This is a genomic window from Pyruvatibacter sp., assembly GCF_040219635.1.
Taxonomy (GTDB): Bacteria; Pseudomonadota; Alphaproteobacteria; order CGMCC-115125; family CGMCC-115125; genus Pyruvatibacter.
The window spans coordinates 22,972-38,195 of sequence record NZ_JAVJSC010000001.1 but is presented as its reverse complement, the minus strand read 5'-3'; the positions used below and the strand labels follow the sequence as shown (position 1 = coordinate 38,195).

Below are 15,224 nucleotides of genomic sequence, written 5' to 3'. Positions count from 1 at the left end.
GATCAGAGAGTCGCGCGGGTGTTGCAACGGCTTGATTGGCGGACAACATTCTCTATGCTCAGCATCACTTGCGGGGGCACAAGATGAGAATGTCGACGCCGCGCGGAAAGATGCGGCAACATTTTCAATGCCGGTTCAGACCTCCAAGCGGCGGAAAACTGCGCCGCCAGTAAGCAAAGTTACACAACGAAAATGAGCTCAAAAAAACTCACATCATTCATGGATCGCCTGGCAGTTTCGTGGCTGCCTGCCGCTGTCGGCGGGCTTGCCGGACTTGCACTGTTTGCCGCACCGCTGATGCTGACCATGCCTGCGCCTGCTTCCGCACAAATGGTGCAGCGGATTGCCGCTATCGTGAATGACAGCGTTATCTCGGGCTATGACCTTGACCAGCGACTGGGGCTGATTGTTGCAACAGCAGGTGTCCCACCAACACCTGAAAACCTGGAACGCATCAGACCTCAGATACTGCGTACCCTGGTTGACGAACGGCTGCAGATTCAGGAAGCGACCGAAAACAACATCACGGTTGACGAGGACCAGGTCAATCAGGCGATTGAGCGGCTTGGTGGCCGCAACAACATGACGCTTGAGCAAATCGAAGCGTTTCTTGAGAGCGTTAACGTCAACGCGACCACCTTGCGCACGCAGGTTTATGCAGAGCTTGCATGGAACGAGCTGGTGCAAAACCGGTTTGGCCCCCGCGTTACCGTAACAGACACCGAAGTTGACACTGTGCTGGAGCGCATCATCAATCAGTCGGAGCAGGCATCCTATCTGGTGTCAGAGGTTCTGATTCCTGTCGAAAGCCCCGACGAGGAAGCCGAGGCACGGGCATCCGCTGCGCAACTCGCCGAGCAGATTCGTTTGGGGGGCGACATTCGCGCGATTGCCGGCCAGTTCAGTCAGGCACCGACGGCTGCCAATGGCGGTGATGCCGGTTGGATTATTGACGGGCAGTTTTCAGACGAGCTCAACTCGGTATTGCGACGGATGCAGGTGGGTCAGGTATCAGACCCGATCCGCACCGTCAGCGGTTTTCATATTTTGCAGCTGCGTGATCGGCGGCTGGCGGGCGACCAGCAGGACCCTATGGATTCAACCATCACGCTGGAAGCCGTCAATATTCCGTTTGCGGATGATCTCCCGCGCGAGCGACTTGCCCGTAACAGCAATGCCGTCCGCCAGGCCCTGGAACGCCCGATTGCATGTGGCCAGCTTGAGGCCCTTGGCAGGTCGATCGACCCTGAGGCCCGGTTCAACAGGATTGAGAACAGGCCGATGCGCGCGTTCCCTGAACCGGCGCGCCCAGCGCTGCTGGCATTACAGCCAAACCAGTGGGGCGCCCCTCAGCGCACGCCGGAAGGCATTGAGCTGATTGTGTTGTGCAGTCGCACCATGACAGAGCGCGAATTGCCCAGCCGTGATGACATTGAAAATCAGCTTTTCAATCAGGAACTGGCCATGATGTCGCGCCGCTATCTGCGTGATCTGCGGCGCAACGCCGTCGTTGAAATGCGGTGACGCAGGCTCCTGCCAATCAAGGGCTGCCATCTGATCTGACCGCTCCGCTTGCCGTGACGATGGGAGAGCCGTCCGGGATAGGCGGCGAAATACTCATCAAGGCATGGCTGTCCCGGCTTACACATGACCTGCCTGCGTTCGTTGCCATTGACGACCCGGCGCGTCTTGCGGCTGAAGCTGCATCACTAGGCGTTGACGTGCCGATTGTCCGCGTCAGCAGCGCCAGACAGGCATTTGATGCATTTGCCCACTCCCTTCCCGTTGCAGCGCTTGACGAGCCACTTTCGCCACCTCCCATAGCCGGCACACCATCTGTTGCCCATGCGGAAGCGGTCATGGGGTCGATCGAGATTGCCACACAATGGGTATTTGAAGGTCAGGCCTGCGCGGTTGTGACCAACCCCATTCAAAAACAAACCCTCTATGAGGCGGGCTTCAGATATCCGGGGCACACGGAATACCTTGCTGCCCTCACGGGTGCCGAGGGCGCACCGGTAATGATGCTTGTGTCGCCTCAGTTGAAGGTCGTGCCGGTCACTATCCATATGCCACTGGCTGATGTAGCGCAGAGCCTGAATACACAGACGATTATTCATGCAGGCCGCGTCACGGCGGCAGCGCTCAGAACCGATTTTGGCATAAAGTCGCCGCGCCTTGCTGTCGCAGCACTTAATCCCCATGCCGGTGAAGGGGGCACACTTGGCACACAGGAACGCGAGATTATCGCGCCTGCGATTGAGGCGCTTCGCCAGCAGGGCATTCGCGCCAACGGGCCACACCCTGCCGATACGTTGTTTCATGCTCGTGCCCGCGAGCAGGCTGACGCTGTTTTGTGCATGTATCACGATCAGGCGCTGATCCCGCTCAAGACGCTGGATTTTGACCAAGGCGTGAATATCACACTTGGCCTGCCGATAGTGCGCAGTTCCCCTGATCACGGCACGGCGCTGGACATTGCCGGGCGCGGAGAAGCCCGCGCCGACAGCCTGATCGCCGCGATGAAACTTGCAGCTTCATGTGCTGAGAATCGCCGCAAGGCGATCTCATGATACGGCACGCCATGATACGGGTCGGCCAATGAGCGATGACGGGCTTCCGCCTCTGCGCGATGTCATTGCGAGCCATGGGCTTGATGCGCGCAAATCACTGGGCCAGCATTTTTTGCTGGATCTCAATCTGACCCGCCGCATTGCGCGGGCGGCGGGCGACTTGTCATCGTGCGACGTTGTTGAAATCGGCCCCGGCCCCGGCGGTCTTACGCGCGCCTTGCTGATGGAAGGTGCCCGGCGCGTGGTTGCTGTCGAGCGCGACGCACGTTGCGTGGCGGCACTTGGCGAAATTGCCGCGGCTTATCCCGGACGACTGGAGCTTATTGAGGCTGATGCGATGCAGGTGGATGAGGGTTCACATGTACAGCCCGGCGCGCGGATTGTTGCCAACCTGCCCTACAACATTTCAACCGCGCTGCTGCTCAAATGGCTGAGCCTTGACACGTGGCCGTCATGGTTTGCCAGCATGACGCTGATGTTCCAGCGCGAAGTCGCCGAGCGGATTGTTGCGGCACCGGGAACCAAATCATATGGCCGTCTGTCGGTCATTTCCCAGTGGCGCGCCAAAGCGGCAATTGTGTTTGACGTGGACCCGCGTGCCTTCACGCCACCGCCTAAAGTGATGTCGAGCATCGTACACCTCATGCCGCGTGAGGCAGCGCCGGATGACCCATCGCTGGCCAGCGTCGAGAAGGTGACCGCGGCGGCTTTCGGCCAACGTCGCAAGATGCTGCGGGCGTCACTCAAGCAGGTGTTCCGCGACCCTGAAGCGCACTGTGCGGCAGTTGGCATTGACCCAACGACACGCGCTGAGCGCCTGACCGTTGCCGACTTCCTCAGTCTTGCCCGGCGGCTTGAAATGGCACCCCGATAGGCTTTCTTTTTGCGCCGGTATTGTGGTCGATCCATGTTGTGGCCACGCCGTGCGAGTGGCACAGTAGCGCCAACAATGAACTGACATAATGTCGGCTGATTGGGTCATTGCTGGAATGGCCCGGTTTTCCAGGGACTCAAGGAACGCATGTAATGGCAACGCTCAATTATCTCACGACAACCCATATTGACTTTGGTGCCCGCTCGATGCTGGCGGATACGCTCAAGCAGCTTGGCATCAAGCGTCCAATGATTGTGACCGACAAAGGCATTGTTGCCGCCGGCATTCTGGACAAAGCCCGCGAAGCAATGGGCAACGAGTTTGCGCCGGAGGTTTTTGACGGCACACCGGAAAACCCGACGGAAGAAGCAACTCTTGAGGCGCTAAAGCAATATCAGGATGCTGGTTGCGACGGTGTCGTGAGCCTGGGGGGCGGCTCATCCATGGACCTTGCCAAGGGGCTCGCGCTACTGGCCACGCATAAGGGTCCGCTTACGCAATATGCAGCCATCGAAGGCGGCGGCGCGCTGATCGGCGACATGGCGCCGCACATTGCCATGCCCACAACGGCTGGCACGGGCTCGGAAGTCTCTGTCGGTTCGGTCATCATCACGCAGGACGGACGCAAGCTGATTTTTGCCAGCCAGAAGATGCTGCCAAATGTTGCTATCTGCGACCCGGAACTCACGCTTGGTCTGCCTGCCCGCCTGACGGCAGCGACCGGCATGGATGCCGTCACACACTGCATCGAGGCTGTGCTGTCGCCAATCGAAAACCCGCCTGCGGAAGCCGTGGGTCTGGATGGTCTGCGGCGCGCAGTCAAGCTTGGCTACCTCGAACGTGCCGTTGCGGATGGTCAGGACCGGGATGCGCGTTACAACATGATGATGGCCGCCAGCGAAGGAGCGATGGCCTTTATCAAGGGGTTGGGCGCTGTTCACTCCATGAGCCATGCATGCGGTCGGGTGAAAGAATTGCGCCTGCACCACGGCACGCTGAACGCTGTCATTCTGCCGACTATCCTTCGCTACAACGAGGGCCATGTGGGCGACAAATATGAGCGCATTCGCGACGCCATGGGGCTTGCACCAAATGCTGATCTGGCGGAAGCGATTGAAGCCATCAACGCCAAGCTGGGTATGCCAAAAAACCTTGGCGAGATGGGCGTCAGCATGAACACGCCGGGCATTGTTGAAAATGCGCTGACGGATGTGAGCACCTTCACCAATCCGCGCCCGCTTGAAGCCAGCGATTATGAAAAACTGTTTGAGCAGGCCATCGGCTAAAGCCAGCCACGCCCTGCCCGCCGCCGACACACACCATCCGTTGCCAAGGAGTTACCTGCCATGAAGAGCCAGTCAATCGTCACCTATGGCGAAGCACTTGAAGAAACCACCTCGGACACACCGCAGCCGCAGGGCCGCGAAGTGCTCATCAAAGTGTCTCATTGTGGTGTCTGCCACTCAGATGTGCACCTGCATGACGGCTACTTCGATATGGGCGGTGGTAACAAGCTTGACGTGAAGGGTGGTCGCAAACTGCCGTTTACCCTCGGCCATGAGATTGAAGGCGTGGTGGAAGCTGTTGGCCCTGACGTGGAGGGCATCAAGCTAGGCGACGACTACGTGGTGTATCCGTGGATCGGCTGCGGTGAGTGCCCCACCTGTGAACGTGGCGACGAACACTATTGCAACAAGCCGCGCCAGCTTGGCATCAATGTGGCCGGCGGTTTTGCAACTCATGTGCTGGTTCCGGACCAGAAGTATCTGCTGGATCGCACCGGTGTGACGGAAGGTTTGGCGGCCACCTATATGTGTTCCGGCCTCACGGCCTATTCCGCCATCAAGCGGATAGGTGATCCCGGCCCCGACGACAAGGTGGTGATTGTCGGGTGCGGCGGCGTTGGCATGATGGGCATTCAATTTGCCCGCGCGCTGTTGTCCTCAGCTCCGCTTGCGGCGGACGTGGATGCGGGCAAGCTGCAGGCGGCACAGGGTGCCGGCGCGGCGGCTGTGTACAACCCCAAGGATGAAGGTGCTGTCCAGCAGGTTATTGCTGATACCAATGGCGGTGCCTATGCCGCGATTGATTTTGTCGGCTCTGAATCGTCCCTGGCGTTTGCCTCATCGGTTGTGCGCAAAGGCGGGCAGGTTGTGGTCGTTGGTCTGTTTGGCGGTGGTTTTGCCATGCCTATCCCGATGTTCCCCATGCGCGCTCTTACGATTGCAGGCTCCTTTGTGGGCTCGCCGCAGGAGGCGGCTGACATGATGGAGCTGGTGCGTGCGGGCAAGGTTGACCCGATCCCCGTTGAAGAACGCGGCATGGATAAAGCCACACAGTCGCTCGAGGATCTGCGTCAGGGGTCCGTTTTGGGTCGCGTGGTGCTGGTGCCCTAAAGGCACTTTCTAAAGGCCTTCACGCAGGCCTTTTACAAAGCCGTCAAGGCCGGTCTGGCGCGGGCGTTTCAGGCGTTCCGCGTCAAGGATCGCCCGCACCTGTGCGGCGCTTTGGGTCACATCCTGGTTGACGATGATGTAATCATACTCAGCCCAATGGCTCATTTCGTCAGCGGCCTTGGCCATGCGACCTGCCACAACTTCGGCACTGTCCTGCGCGCGGGCATGGAGGCGGCGCTCAAGCTCCTGCGTTGACGGTGGCAAAATGAAGATGCTCACAACGTCTGCTCCGGCATTCTGCTTGAGCTGCTGGGTGCCCTGCCAATCAATATCAAACAGCACATCACGGCCCGAACTCAACGCTGTTTCAACCGGCGCGCGTGGCGTGCCGTAGTAGTTCCCGAACACCTTTGCATGTTCCAGAAACTCTGACCTGTTCACCATCAGGCCGAACTCTTCGACGCTGACGAAAAAGTAGTCCTTGCCGTCAACCTCGCCGGGCCGTGGCAGGCGTGTTGTTGCGGAAACGGACATGAAAATTTCGTCGTCGGTTTCAAGCAGGCCACGTGAGAGCGTTGTTTTACCCGCCCCTGACGGCGACGACATGACAAACATCAGCCCGCGGCGTTTGATGGAAAGATCACTCAACGTTTTGCACCTGTTCGCGCAACTGTTCGATGGCCGCCTTCATATCAAGGCCGATCCGCGTCAACTCGCTGTTGGATGATTTGGAACACAGGGTGTTCGCTTCACGGTTGAACTCCTGCGCCAGAAAATCAAGTTTGCGGCCAACCGCTTCGCCGCTGGCCAAGAGGTCACGGGCCTGCGTGATGTGGGCACGCAGGCGGTCAAGTTCCTCTCGGATGTCGGCCTTGCCAGCCAGCAGCGCCACTTCCTGAATGATGCGGTCTGCGGGCATCTCGGCCCTGTCTGCCAACAGCGCGTGCACCTGTTCCTCAAGGCGCGCCTGAAGCTCTTGGGGTGTTGTGGCAGCCAGATCAGCAGCGCGGTTTACCAGCGTTTCGGTTTCCAGCAACACTGCTTCGAGCACGGCGTGTAGCTTGTTGCCTTCGTCGGTGCGCGATGTGAGCAGACTCTCAACAGCGTCGCCAAAGGACTTTGTAATGGCCGCCTCGCGTGCCGCTGCTTCGGTTTCATCAACCGGCTCTTCGGCAACTTCCACAACGCCTCGGATAGATAGCACTGCATCAAGCGTTGGCGAGGGCGTGCCAAGTTTATGGGCCAGCGCCTGTAGGTCTGTTGTCAGGCGCGCGGCAAGCTCCTCGTTGACGCGCACCTGCGCTGTATCGCTCGACCGTTCAAGGGTCAGCGCGACCTGGCAAGCGCCGCGCCTGAGGGCGGTCTGCAGCGCCTTGCGTACATCGCGCTCGACAGCATCCAGGCCAGGTGGCATCCGCAGGCGGATGTCGAGGCCGCGTGCGTTGACGGTTTTGATTTCCCAATGCCACTGCCACTGGTCGCCTAAGCTGTTGGTGCGGGCGCCTTCGGCACGGCCGAATCCCGTCATGCTTTTGAGTGTCATGGCCGCACCTTAGCGCAGTCCGCGCTCGCGCTGTATCTGTCGCCATGCCCGCACATTGTTTGCGTGCTCGCGGTTGGTGCGGGCAAATGCGTGACCGCCAGTACCGTCAGCCACAAAGAACAGATACTCAGTGTCCGCCGGGTTCAGCACAGCCGCAATGGATGCCTCGCCTGGGTTGGCGATGGGCGTGGGTGGCAGACCGTCAATCTGATAGGTGTTGTACGGCGTTACGCCATCAAGCTCAGAGCGGCGGATGCGGCGGCCCAGCGCCCCCTGTCCCATGGTTATGCCATAGATGATGGTAGGATCGGACTGAAGACGCATACCCAGATTGAGCCGGTTGATGAACACGCTGGCAGCCTTGGGACGCTCATCGCCCTGCCCGGTTTCCTTCTCAACGATCGACGCCAGAATCAGCGCTTCCTCGACCGTGGAAAATGGCAACCCTTCGGCGCGGTTGGGCCACAATTCCTCAATGACCTTTGCCTGCGCGCGCTGCATACGGTCAATCACCTCCTGCCGGGACGTGCCGCGCGTGACCAGATATGTTTCGGGAAGAAGTGTTCCCTCAGCAGGCACAAACGGCACTATGCCGGTAAGGACGGGTTGGAGCTTGAGATGCTCGACGATCTCCCAGGAGGTCATGCCCTCCCACAGCGTGATGGGATGCAGAATGGGTTTTCCATCCACGAGAATACGCATGATCTGGCGCATACTGGCGTGACGCGGGATTTCGTATTCACCGGCCTTGAGCGCTGACGATTTGCGGTGCAGCTCAACGCCCGCGCGGAACATCAGCGCATTGGCCACAAGCCCTTCACTCTCGAGCTGGCTGGCAATGCGGTTAAGGCCTGAGCCTTCTTCAATGAGTACCGTTGTCCGGTCAGGGATTTCGCTGGGTCCGGTAAAGCCACGCCAGGCCAGCCACATGGGCGTGCCAACAATCGCCAGCGCCACAACAAACGCGACCACGAAAAATGCGATGCCCCGTGCCGCAGCGCGGCGCTTGCGACCTTTTACGCGAGGCTCAGTGCCAGTGGGGCCGTTTTCGCTGTCAGGCATTTCGTTCATGCGCGCCGTGCCATCTTAGTGATCTAAGGTCTGAGGTGCCGTTGTCTTTTTATGCCTCAACAGCCTTAAAGACGAGTGAAGCATTTGTGCCGCCAAAGCCGAAGGAATTGGACAGCGCGATGTTCACTTCCTTCTCTTTTTTGGTGTTGGCCACCAGATCAAGGGCGGTTTCAACGGATGGATTATCAAGGTTGATTGTTGGCGGCACGACGTTGTCGCGGATGGCCAGCATCGAGAAAATCGCCTCGACGGCACCGGCAGCACCAAGCAAATGGCCGACGGCCGATTTTGTGGACGACATGGAAACATCCGGCTGCTCGTTGCCGAACAGGCGCTCAACCGCGCGCAGTTCAATTTCATCGCCCAACGGCGTGGAGGTGCCGTGAGCATTCACATAGTCGATCTCGTCTGGCGAAATGCCTGCGCGCTCAATGGCCATGCGCATGGAGCGGTACGCACCGTCGCCGTCTTCCGCGGGCGCGGTAATATGGTACGCGTCGCCGGACATACCGTAGCCGACAATTTCGGCATAGATTTTGGCACCGCGAGCCTTGGCATGTTCGTAGTCTTCAACCACAACAACGCCCGCGCCCTCTCCCATGACAAAGCCGTCGCGGTCTTTGTCGTAGGGGCGCGAGCCCTTTTCCGGTGTGTCGTTGAAGCCGGTGGAAAGTGCGCGGCAGGCACAAAACCCGCCGATGCCAAGCGGTGAGATGGCGCTTTCCGCACCGCCCGCCAGCATGACGTCCGCATCGCCCAGCATGATCATCCGCGCCGCATCACCGATGGCGTGCGCTCCGGTGGAACAGGCTGTGACGACCGAGTGGTTTGGTCCTTTAAGGCCCCAGCGGATGGAGGCATAGCCCGATGTCAGGTTGATGAGGCGGCCGGGGATGAAAAAAGGCGACAGGCGGCGCAGGCCTTTGTTGTGCAGCGTCAGCGCGCCTTCTTCAATGCCGGGAAGTCCGCCAATGCCTGAGCCTATAATCACGCCGGAACGAATCTGATCTTCGTAGCTTTCAGGGTGCCAGTTGGCATCATCCAGCGCCTGCTTGGCGGCCGCCTGCGAATAGATGATGAACGGATCCATGCGCTTTTGTTCTTTGGGGTCCACCCAGTCGTCGGCATTGAACGTGCCATCTGTGCCATCGCCGCGCTTTACTTCGCAGGCGATCTGGCAGGGATAGCCGGAGGCATCAAAGCGTGTGATTGGCCCGGCGCCCGACTGGCCATCAAGAAGCCGCGACCATGTAGCGTCAACGCCGGTTCCAAGGGGCGTTACCAGTCCCAGCCCGGTTACAACGGCCCGTCTCAGTTCAACCATGGTGCTCTCCCGATACTCTTTTTTCAGCGCCTGCAGCCAGTATGCCCGACGACGGCCTATTAGATAGCAAGACGGACGAACATGCCAAAACATGTCCGCCCGTCAAAACACGCAAAATTTGCCGCCCACAGCCTAGCTGCTGGCGTTTGCCTTGATGAAGTTGATCGCATCGCCAACCGTCAGAATGGTTTCGGCGGCGTCGTCGGGGATTTCAACTTCAAACTCTTCCTCAAATGCCATCACGAGTTCCACCGTGTCCAGGCTGTCGGCGCCCAGATCGTCGATGAAGCTGGCATTTTCGGTGACCTTGTCGGCTTCGACGCCGAGGTGTTCAACGACGATCTTTTTCACGCTCTCTGCGATGTCACTCATATTTCTTCTCTCAGCTCATTGTATGCGACCAGCCTGCGGAGGCTTGATCTGGGGCTTGTACTGTCGGCTCGCGCCGCCCGCCATAATTCATAAAAGCGGTCGCTTGGTACCATACTCATATTCCTTTGACCAGATTGCAGGCCATAGGGCAATGGGAGGCAATACGCGCATAAAAAGTCAACAATTACGGGTATCCTGACCGTGGAACATGCCACGTATCAAGGCTAAATCATGGCCATACCACCGTTCACGTGAATGGTCTGGCCGGTCACGTAGGCTGCTTCTTCACTGGCAAGATAAAGCGTGGCGGCGGCAATTTCCTGCGAGGTGCCAAGACGGCCTGCGGGAATCATCGTCGAAATGGTTTCTTTCTGCTTGTCGTCGAGAACGTCCGTCATGGCGGTCTGGATGAAACCGGGCGCCACACAGTTTACGGTGATGCCGCGGCTGGCCACTTCCTGCGCCATTGATTTGGACATGCCTATCATGCCCGCCTTGGCGGCCGCATAGTTGGCCTGCCCCGGATTGCCCATCACGCCCACCACGGACGTAATGCCGACAATGCGGCCCCAGCGGCGTTTCATCATGCCGCGCATCAGCCCGCGCGATAATCGGAAAGCTGCTGTCAGGTTGACCGCAATCACCTGGTCCCACTCATCATTTTTCATGCGCATGAAAATGTTGTCGCGAGTGATGCCGGCATTGTTGACCAGAATATCCACCTGCCCCATCGCCTCTTCGGCCTGTTTGGCCAGCGCGTCCACCGCCTCAAGGTCACTGAGATTGCAGGGCAGCACATGAGTGCGGTCTCCAAGGTCTGATGCCACATCTGCCAGCACGTTTTCACGGGTGCCGGAGAGGGCCACGGTGGCCCCTTGGGCGTGCAAAGACTGTGCAATGGCCCCGCCGATGCCGCCGGTTGCGCCGGTCACAAGGGCTGTCTTGCCGGTGAGGTCAAACATCGCGAAAACTCCGGTTGTTCTTCTGAATGGTGTCGGGTCTGGGTTTGCGGCTTAAAGGCCAGCTTCCGCGAGCGCGCGTACGGCGTCCACCGAATTGATGGTCTGACCTTTGATGGATTTGTCGATCCACTTGGTCAGGCCCGTCAACACCTTGCCGGAGCCACACTCCACCAGTTCGCTGACGCCCTGATCGCGCATATAGATGACGCTTTCACGCCAGCGGACCTGACCGGTAATCTGTTCCACGAGGAGCGTACGGAGTATCTCAGCATCGCTGACGGCTTCTGCCCGCACATTCGCCACCACTGGCACACTGGGGGCGGCGATCTCAACGTCCTTGAGGGCATCAGCCATTTCATCGGCGGCGGCCTGCATCAACGAAGAGTGAAACGGTGCTGACACGGCCAGTGGCATGGCGCGCTTGGCACCAGCTTCCTTGGCCAGTTCACAGGCGCGGTCAACACCTGCTTTGGAGCCCGAAATAACCACCTGACCGTCTGCATTGTCGTTGGCGACGCTCACAGGCTCACCGGTTTCAGCAGCTGCAGCGGCAACGGCTTCCGCGACCTTTTCGTTTGCCAGTCCAAGCGTTGCCGCCATCGCGCCCTTGCCTGCGGGCACCGCGCGTTGCATGGCCTCACCGCGCAACCGCAGCAGGCGGGCGGTTGTCGTCAGGTCCAGCGATCCCGCCGCACACAGGGCCGAGTATTCGCCAAGCGAATGCCCTGCCACAAATTTAGCGTGCTTGGAGAGGTCGAGGCCCACTTCGGCTTCAAGTACCCGGAAAAATGCCATCGACACGGCCATGAGCGCGGGCTGGGTGTTCATGGTCAGGGTCAGATCTTCTTCCGGGCCGTCCCACATGATTGATGTGAGCTTCAGGCCCAGCGCTTCGTCCACTTCGTCAAAAACAGCTTTTGCCGGGGCAAACGATTCAGCCAGTTCTCTGCCCATTCCAACGGCCTGAGCGCCCTGTCCGGGAAAGGTAAATGCGCGGGTTGGGGTGTCGCTCATACTTGGCTCCTCGCCTGCCGGTTCCTCGACTCGTCGCTTTGGAAAGCGTTTCCCCGGAGAGACACCGGGCAGACCATATGAGTCAAGGTCGCGCGCCTTGGTCCGCCGGTGCCAAGTGGGCTTGCTTTCAGGCGCTACTTCACGTATTTCCCCCGCTTCGCTCAAGGTCCGGAGCCGGGGGCTGAAGGAACGGCGCTTTAGCGCTTGCCTGTTTGCACACCAGATTACGTGCTTGGCACAACGGTTTTCCAGTGTTCCCGCCCGGTTCGTCATGACGGAGATGTCCCCATCTCCAGACGAAGAACGGGGCTTCGCGCCCGGATCGGCGGATTTGTTAGGGGAGCCCATTTTCATGGCGCTTTACGAACACGTATTTATTGCCCGACAGGATGTGTCGGCGCAGCAGGTTGAGGCCCTCACCGAGGAGTTCAAGACCGTGCTGGAAAGCAATGGCGGCTCGGTTGCAAAATCAGAGTACTGGGGCATCAAGACCCTCGCCTACAAAGTGAAGAAAAACCGCAAGGGTCACTACACCCTGCTCAACATCGATGCGCCGCATGACGCGGTTGCTGAGATGGAACGCCAGATGCGTCTGCATGACGACATTCTGCGGTTCATCACGCTGCGCGTCGAAGAGCACGAGGAAGGCCCGTCAGCCATGATGCAGTCGCGCGGTCGTGACGACCGTCGTGGTGGCCGTGGTGGCCGTGATCGTGATGATCGCCCGCGTGGTGGTGATCGTGACGACAAGCCTCGCGATGACCGGCCAAGGGGCGACCGTGAAGAGCGCGCACCTGCCGCCGCTGCAGAAGGAACACCCGCATGAAGATCATCCAGTCAGATGCCGCGCGTCGGCCATTCTTCCGCCGCCGCAAGACCTGCCCGTTCTCCGGGGCCAATGCGCCGAAGATCGATTACAAGGACACCCGGCTGTTGCAGCGCTACATCTCGGAGCGCGGCAAAATTGTGCCAAGCCGCATTACGGCGGTTTCCGCCAAGAAGCAGCGTGAACTGGCCCGCGCCATCAAGCGCGCCCGCTTCATGGCCTTGCTGCCCTATGTGGTTGACTGATACGCACGAATAGAAAGGGCCTGCATCCCTGTTTGGGAGCAGGCCCTTTTCCTTCAACGGCAAGCTTGCCCGGGTTGAGCGCGCCCTACTATGAGCACGCCCCACTGGAACAGTGACGCGCACACCGCATGGCTAACCTTCCCTATTGGCTGATTGGCATTCTGGCAGGGCTTGCCAGTTCGGTTTTGTATGCCGGAGCGTCGGCCGGCGCGTCGCCGGCTCTTATTCTGGCCTATCTCGCGCCTCTCCCGATATTCATTGCCGGCCTCGGCTGGGGTACGCTCACTGCGTTGATCGCCGGGAGTGTTGGCCTCGTGGTGATGGCGCTGCTCAGCGGCATCTCAGGTGGCATTGTATTTTTCAGCGTTGCAGCACTGGCGCCTATCTGGCTGGTGCGCCTGGCCTTGATGTCACGCACCGCCGGTGGACGTGGTGCGTCTGCGGCAGCGCGCGCCGCGCGGGCGCGCGAGGCGCATCATCAGGCTGTTGCAGATGGTCGCCGCGACGGCCCGCCGGAGGATGAACCAGCACCGCAAGTGGAATGGTATCCGCCGGGTATGCTGGTTGTCTGGACAACCGCAATTGCCGCTGCACTGCTGGTGGTCTCAATCCTATCGATGATGGCCGCAGATGGCGGCATTCGCAGCGCCATTGTGCAGATGATCAATACTGGCATCGTTGATACCGGCGAACTGCGCAACATGCTGGATGCGCAGGGCATGGATATTTCAGCGGCCGAGTTCTTGACCATGGTCGCAGCCTTTGTGCCTGCCACAGCAGCAGGCATGTGGCTGATCATGACGCTGGCCAACATGCTGATTGCCCAGCTGATTGTATCGCGTTCAGGGCTGGCTGCCCGCCCGACACCTGACATTCTGGGCATGTCCTATCCGCAGGCATTTCTGATTTTGTTTCCAGTGTCGCTGGTGCTGGGTTTTTTGCCCGGCGAGCTGGGTTTCGCCGGCGTGTCGCTGGCGGCACTCTTGTTTGTGCCCTATTTGCTGTTGGGGCTGGTGACAATTCATGCTATCTCGCGCGGCTGGCAGGGACGACCTGCCATTCTCGCCGTGTTTTATGTGGCTCTTGCGCTGTTTGGCTGGCTTATTCTGCTGGTCGGCATTCTGGGGCTGGTTGAGGCATGGATGGGACTTCGGGCGCGCTATGGCGCGGGCAGTTCAGGCCCGCCTGACGCACCCACACACATCGACCGCTAACCGCCATCACCTGACAAGGGGCTGCGCGGGACAGGCGCAAAGGACCGGGCACACAGGGTGCTGCGGCCACGCTTGCTGGAACGAGGACTAAACCCAATGGATGTTATTCTGCTAGAACGCGTCGAGAAGCTCGGCCAGATGGGCGACGTCGTTGACGTAAAACCCGGCTATGCCCGCAACTTCCTGCTGCCCCGCGGCAAGGCTTTGCGCGCCAACAAGGCCAACCGTCAGCGCTTTGAAACCGAACGCGCACAGCTTGAAGCCCGCAACCTTGAGCTTCGGGGTGAAGCCGAAGCCGTACAGGTCAAGCTCGACGGCCAAAGCGTGATTGTGATCCGTCAGGCATCTGAAAGCGGACAACTCTACGGCTCCGTTGCTACCCGCGACATTGCCGAAGGTCTGACTGAAGGCGGTTTTTCGATTGAGCGCCAGCAGGTGGATCTGCAGCGCCCGATCAAGACCCTTGGCCTCCACGAAGTGCTGGTGCGCCTGCACCCGGAAGTGTCTGCTACCGTCACCGTCAACGTGGCGCGTACGCAGGACGAAGCCGAGCGTCAGGCCCGCGGTGAAGACGTGACTGTTGATCGCACGGACGAGGAAGAAGAAGCAGCACTGCTGGCGGAAGAAGTGTTTGAGGACGCTGACGCTGCTGCTGCCCTTGAAGAGGGTGATGATGACGCTGGTGCGGATGAAGACAGCGTGGACGATAAGGCGTGATACTGACCACCACACTAAAGTAATGCGCTGACAAGACGCCGCTTCCCACTTGAGGGAAGCGGCGTTTTTGTGTCACCTCATTTGTCTGCGCTG

The 15,224-nt window shown here is 59.5% G+C and carries 16 protein-coding genes; 9 read left to right on the top strand and 7 right to left on the bottom strand.

Annotated elements, in window-relative coordinates; genetic code table 11:
• Positions 1–192: 192 nt before the first annotated feature.
• The 5 genes from RIB87_RS00190 (at position 193) to RIB87_RS00170 (ending at position 5,843) form a co-directional block, all read left to right on the top strand.
• Positions 193–1,524 carry a peptidylprolyl isomerase gene (locus RIB87_RS00190; RefSeq protein ID WP_350142294.1) on the top strand — a complete coding sequence of 444 codons (1,332 nt, stop codon included), beginning with the start codon at positions 193–195 and terminating at the stop codon, positions 1,522–1,524.
• A complete protein-coding gene (pdxA, locus tag RIB87_RS00185) occupies positions 1,521–2,573 on the top strand; it encodes a 4-hydroxythreonine-4-phosphate dehydrogenase PdxA (protein WP_350142293.1) in 1,053 nt (350 codons plus the stop codon). Before RIB87_RS00190 ends, pdxA begins: the two co-directional genes overlap by 4 nt.
• Positions 2,574–2,601: 28 nt before the next feature.
• Positions 2,602–3,447, top strand: a complete 846-nt coding sequence (gene rsmA / locus RIB87_RS00180; protein ID WP_350142292.1) for a 16S rRNA (adenine(1518)-N(6)/adenine(1519)-N(6))-dimethyltransferase RsmA — start codon at positions 2,602–2,604, stop codon at positions 3,445–3,447.
• Positions 3,448–3,599: 152 nt separating this feature from the next.
• Positions 3,600–4,733, top strand: a complete 1,134-nt coding sequence (locus tag RIB87_RS00175; RefSeq protein ID WP_350142291.1) for an iron-containing alcohol dehydrogenase — start codon at positions 3,600–3,602, stop codon at positions 4,731–4,733.
• A 60-nt stretch (positions 4,734–4,793) separates the two neighbouring features.
• A complete protein-coding gene (locus tag RIB87_RS00170) occupies positions 4,794–5,843 on the top strand; it encodes an alcohol dehydrogenase (RefSeq protein ID WP_350142290.1) in 1,050 nt (349 codons plus the stop codon).
• A 9-nt stretch (positions 5,844–5,852) separates the two neighbouring features.
• Here RIB87_RS00170 and gmk read toward each other — a convergent pair whose 3' ends face one another.
• From gmk to fabD, 7 genes are all read right to left on the bottom strand, one after another.
• Positions 5,853–6,458: a guanylate kinase gene (gene gmk, locus RIB87_RS00165; protein WP_350142547.1), complete on the bottom strand. Its 606-nt coding sequence runs from the start codon at positions 6,456–6,458 to the stop codon at positions 5,853–5,855.
• Between the two features lie 25 nt (positions 6,459–6,483).
• Positions 6,484–7,386, bottom strand: a complete 903-nt coding sequence (locus tag RIB87_RS00160; RefSeq protein WP_350142289.1) for a YicC/YloC family endoribonuclease — start codon at positions 7,384–7,386, stop codon at positions 6,484–6,486.
• A gap of 9 nt (positions 7,387–7,395) precedes the next feature.
• Entirely contained in the window at positions 7,396–8,457 is a 1,062-nt protein-coding gene (gene mltG / locus RIB87_RS00155; protein ID WP_350142288.1) for an endolytic transglycosylase MltG, read from the bottom strand.
• A 49-nt stretch (positions 8,458–8,506) separates the two neighbouring features.
• Entirely contained in the window at positions 8,507–9,772 is a 1,266-nt protein-coding gene (gene fabF / locus RIB87_RS00150; RefSeq protein ID WP_350142545.1) for a beta-ketoacyl-ACP synthase II, read from the bottom strand.
• A gap of 141 nt (positions 9,773–9,913) precedes the next feature.
• On the bottom strand, positions 9,914–10,153 hold the full coding sequence (locus RIB87_RS00145) for an acyl carrier protein (RefSeq protein ID WP_350142287.1): 240 nt from the start codon (positions 10,151–10,153) through the stop codon (positions 9,914–9,916).
• A 224-nt stretch (positions 10,154–10,377) separates the two neighbouring features.
• Positions 10,378–11,115, bottom strand: a complete 738-nt coding sequence (fabG, locus tag RIB87_RS00140) for a 3-oxoacyl-[acyl-carrier-protein] reductase (protein ID WP_350142286.1) — start codon at positions 11,113–11,115, stop codon at positions 10,378–10,380.
• A 51-nt stretch (positions 11,116–11,166) separates the two neighbouring features.
• Positions 11,167–12,129 carry an ACP S-malonyltransferase gene (gene fabD / locus RIB87_RS00135; protein ID WP_350142285.1) on the bottom strand — a complete coding sequence of 321 codons (963 nt, stop codon included), beginning with the start codon at positions 12,127–12,129 and terminating at the stop codon, positions 11,167–11,169.
• A gap of 352 nt (positions 12,130–12,481) precedes the next feature.
• Here fabD and rpsF point away from each other — a divergent pair, with 352 nt between their 5' ends.
• The 4 genes from rpsF (at position 12,482) to rplI (ending at position 15,131) form a co-directional block, all read left to right on the top strand.
• Positions 12,482–12,955 (top strand): 30S ribosomal protein S6, encoded by a 474-nt coding sequence (rpsF, locus tag RIB87_RS00130; RefSeq protein ID WP_350142284.1) that lies wholly within the window; start codon positions 12,482–12,484, stop codon positions 12,953–12,955.
• Positions 12,952–13,200, top strand: a complete 249-nt coding sequence (gene rpsR / locus RIB87_RS00125) for a 30S ribosomal protein S18 (RefSeq protein ID WP_350142283.1) — start codon at positions 12,952–12,954, stop codon at positions 13,198–13,200. Before rpsF ends, rpsR begins: the two co-directional genes overlap by 4 nt.
• Positions 13,201–13,328: 128 nt before the next feature.
• Entirely contained in the window at positions 13,329–14,414 is a 1,086-nt protein-coding gene (locus tag RIB87_RS00120; RefSeq protein WP_350142282.1) for a DUF2232 domain-containing protein, read from the top strand.
• A gap of 96 nt (positions 14,415–14,510) precedes the next feature.
• The gene (gene rplI / locus RIB87_RS00115; RefSeq protein ID WP_350142281.1) at positions 14,511–15,131 is read left to right on the top strand and encodes a 50S ribosomal protein L9; all 621 of its coding nucleotides are present in this window, start codon (positions 14,511–14,513) and stop codon (positions 15,129–15,131) included.
• Positions 15,132–15,224: the final 93 nt, after the last annotated feature.

Coding starts and splice junctions, on each gene's coding strand:
- fabD (WP_350142285.1), bottom strand. CDS start 12,129: ATGAGCGACACCCCAACCCGCGCATTTACCTTTCCCGGACAGGGCGCT.
- RIB87_RS00160 (WP_350142289.1), bottom strand. CDS start 7,386: ATGACACTCAAAAGCATGACGGGATTCGGCCGTGCCGAAGGCGCCCGC.
- rpsR (WP_350142283.1), top strand. CDS start 12,952: ATGAAGATCATCCAGTCAGATGCCGCGCGTCGGCCATTCTTCCGCCGC.
- RIB87_RS00170 (WP_350142290.1), top strand. CDS start 4,794: ATGAAGAGCCAGTCAATCGTCACCTATGGCGAAGCACTTGAAGAAACC.
- mltG (WP_350142288.1), bottom strand. CDS start 8,457: ATGAACGAAATGCCTGACAGCGAAAACGGCCCCACTGGCACTGAGCCT.
- RIB87_RS00190 (WP_350142294.1), top strand. CDS start 193: ATGAGCTCAAAAAAACTCACATCATTCATGGATCGCCTGGCAGTTTCG.
- rsmA (WP_350142292.1), top strand. CDS start 2,602: ATGAGCGATGACGGGCTTCCGCCTCTGCGCGATGTCATTGCGAGCCAT.
- rpsF (WP_350142284.1), top strand. CDS start 12,482: ATGGCGCTTTACGAACACGTATTTATTGCCCGACAGGATGTGTCGGCG.
- RIB87_RS00145 (WP_350142287.1), bottom strand. CDS start 10,153: ATGAGTGACATCGCAGAGAGCGTGAAAAAGATCGTCGTTGAACACCTC.
- RIB87_RS00175 (WP_350142291.1), top strand. CDS start 3,600: ATGGCAACGCTCAATTATCTCACGACAACCCATATTGACTTTGGTGCC.
- fabG (WP_350142286.1), bottom strand. CDS start 11,115: ATGTTTGACCTCACCGGCAAGACAGCCCTTGTGACCGGCGCAACCGGC.
- RIB87_RS00120 (WP_350142282.1), top strand. CDS start 13,329: ATGGCTAACCTTCCCTATTGGCTGATTGGCATTCTGGCAGGGCTTGCC.
- gmk (WP_350142547.1), bottom strand. CDS start 6,458: ATGTTTGTCATGTCGTCGCCGTCAGGGGCGGGTAAAACAACGCTCTCA.
- rplI (WP_350142281.1), top strand. CDS start 14,511: ATGGATGTTATTCTGCTAGAACGCGTCGAGAAGCTCGGCCAGATGGGC.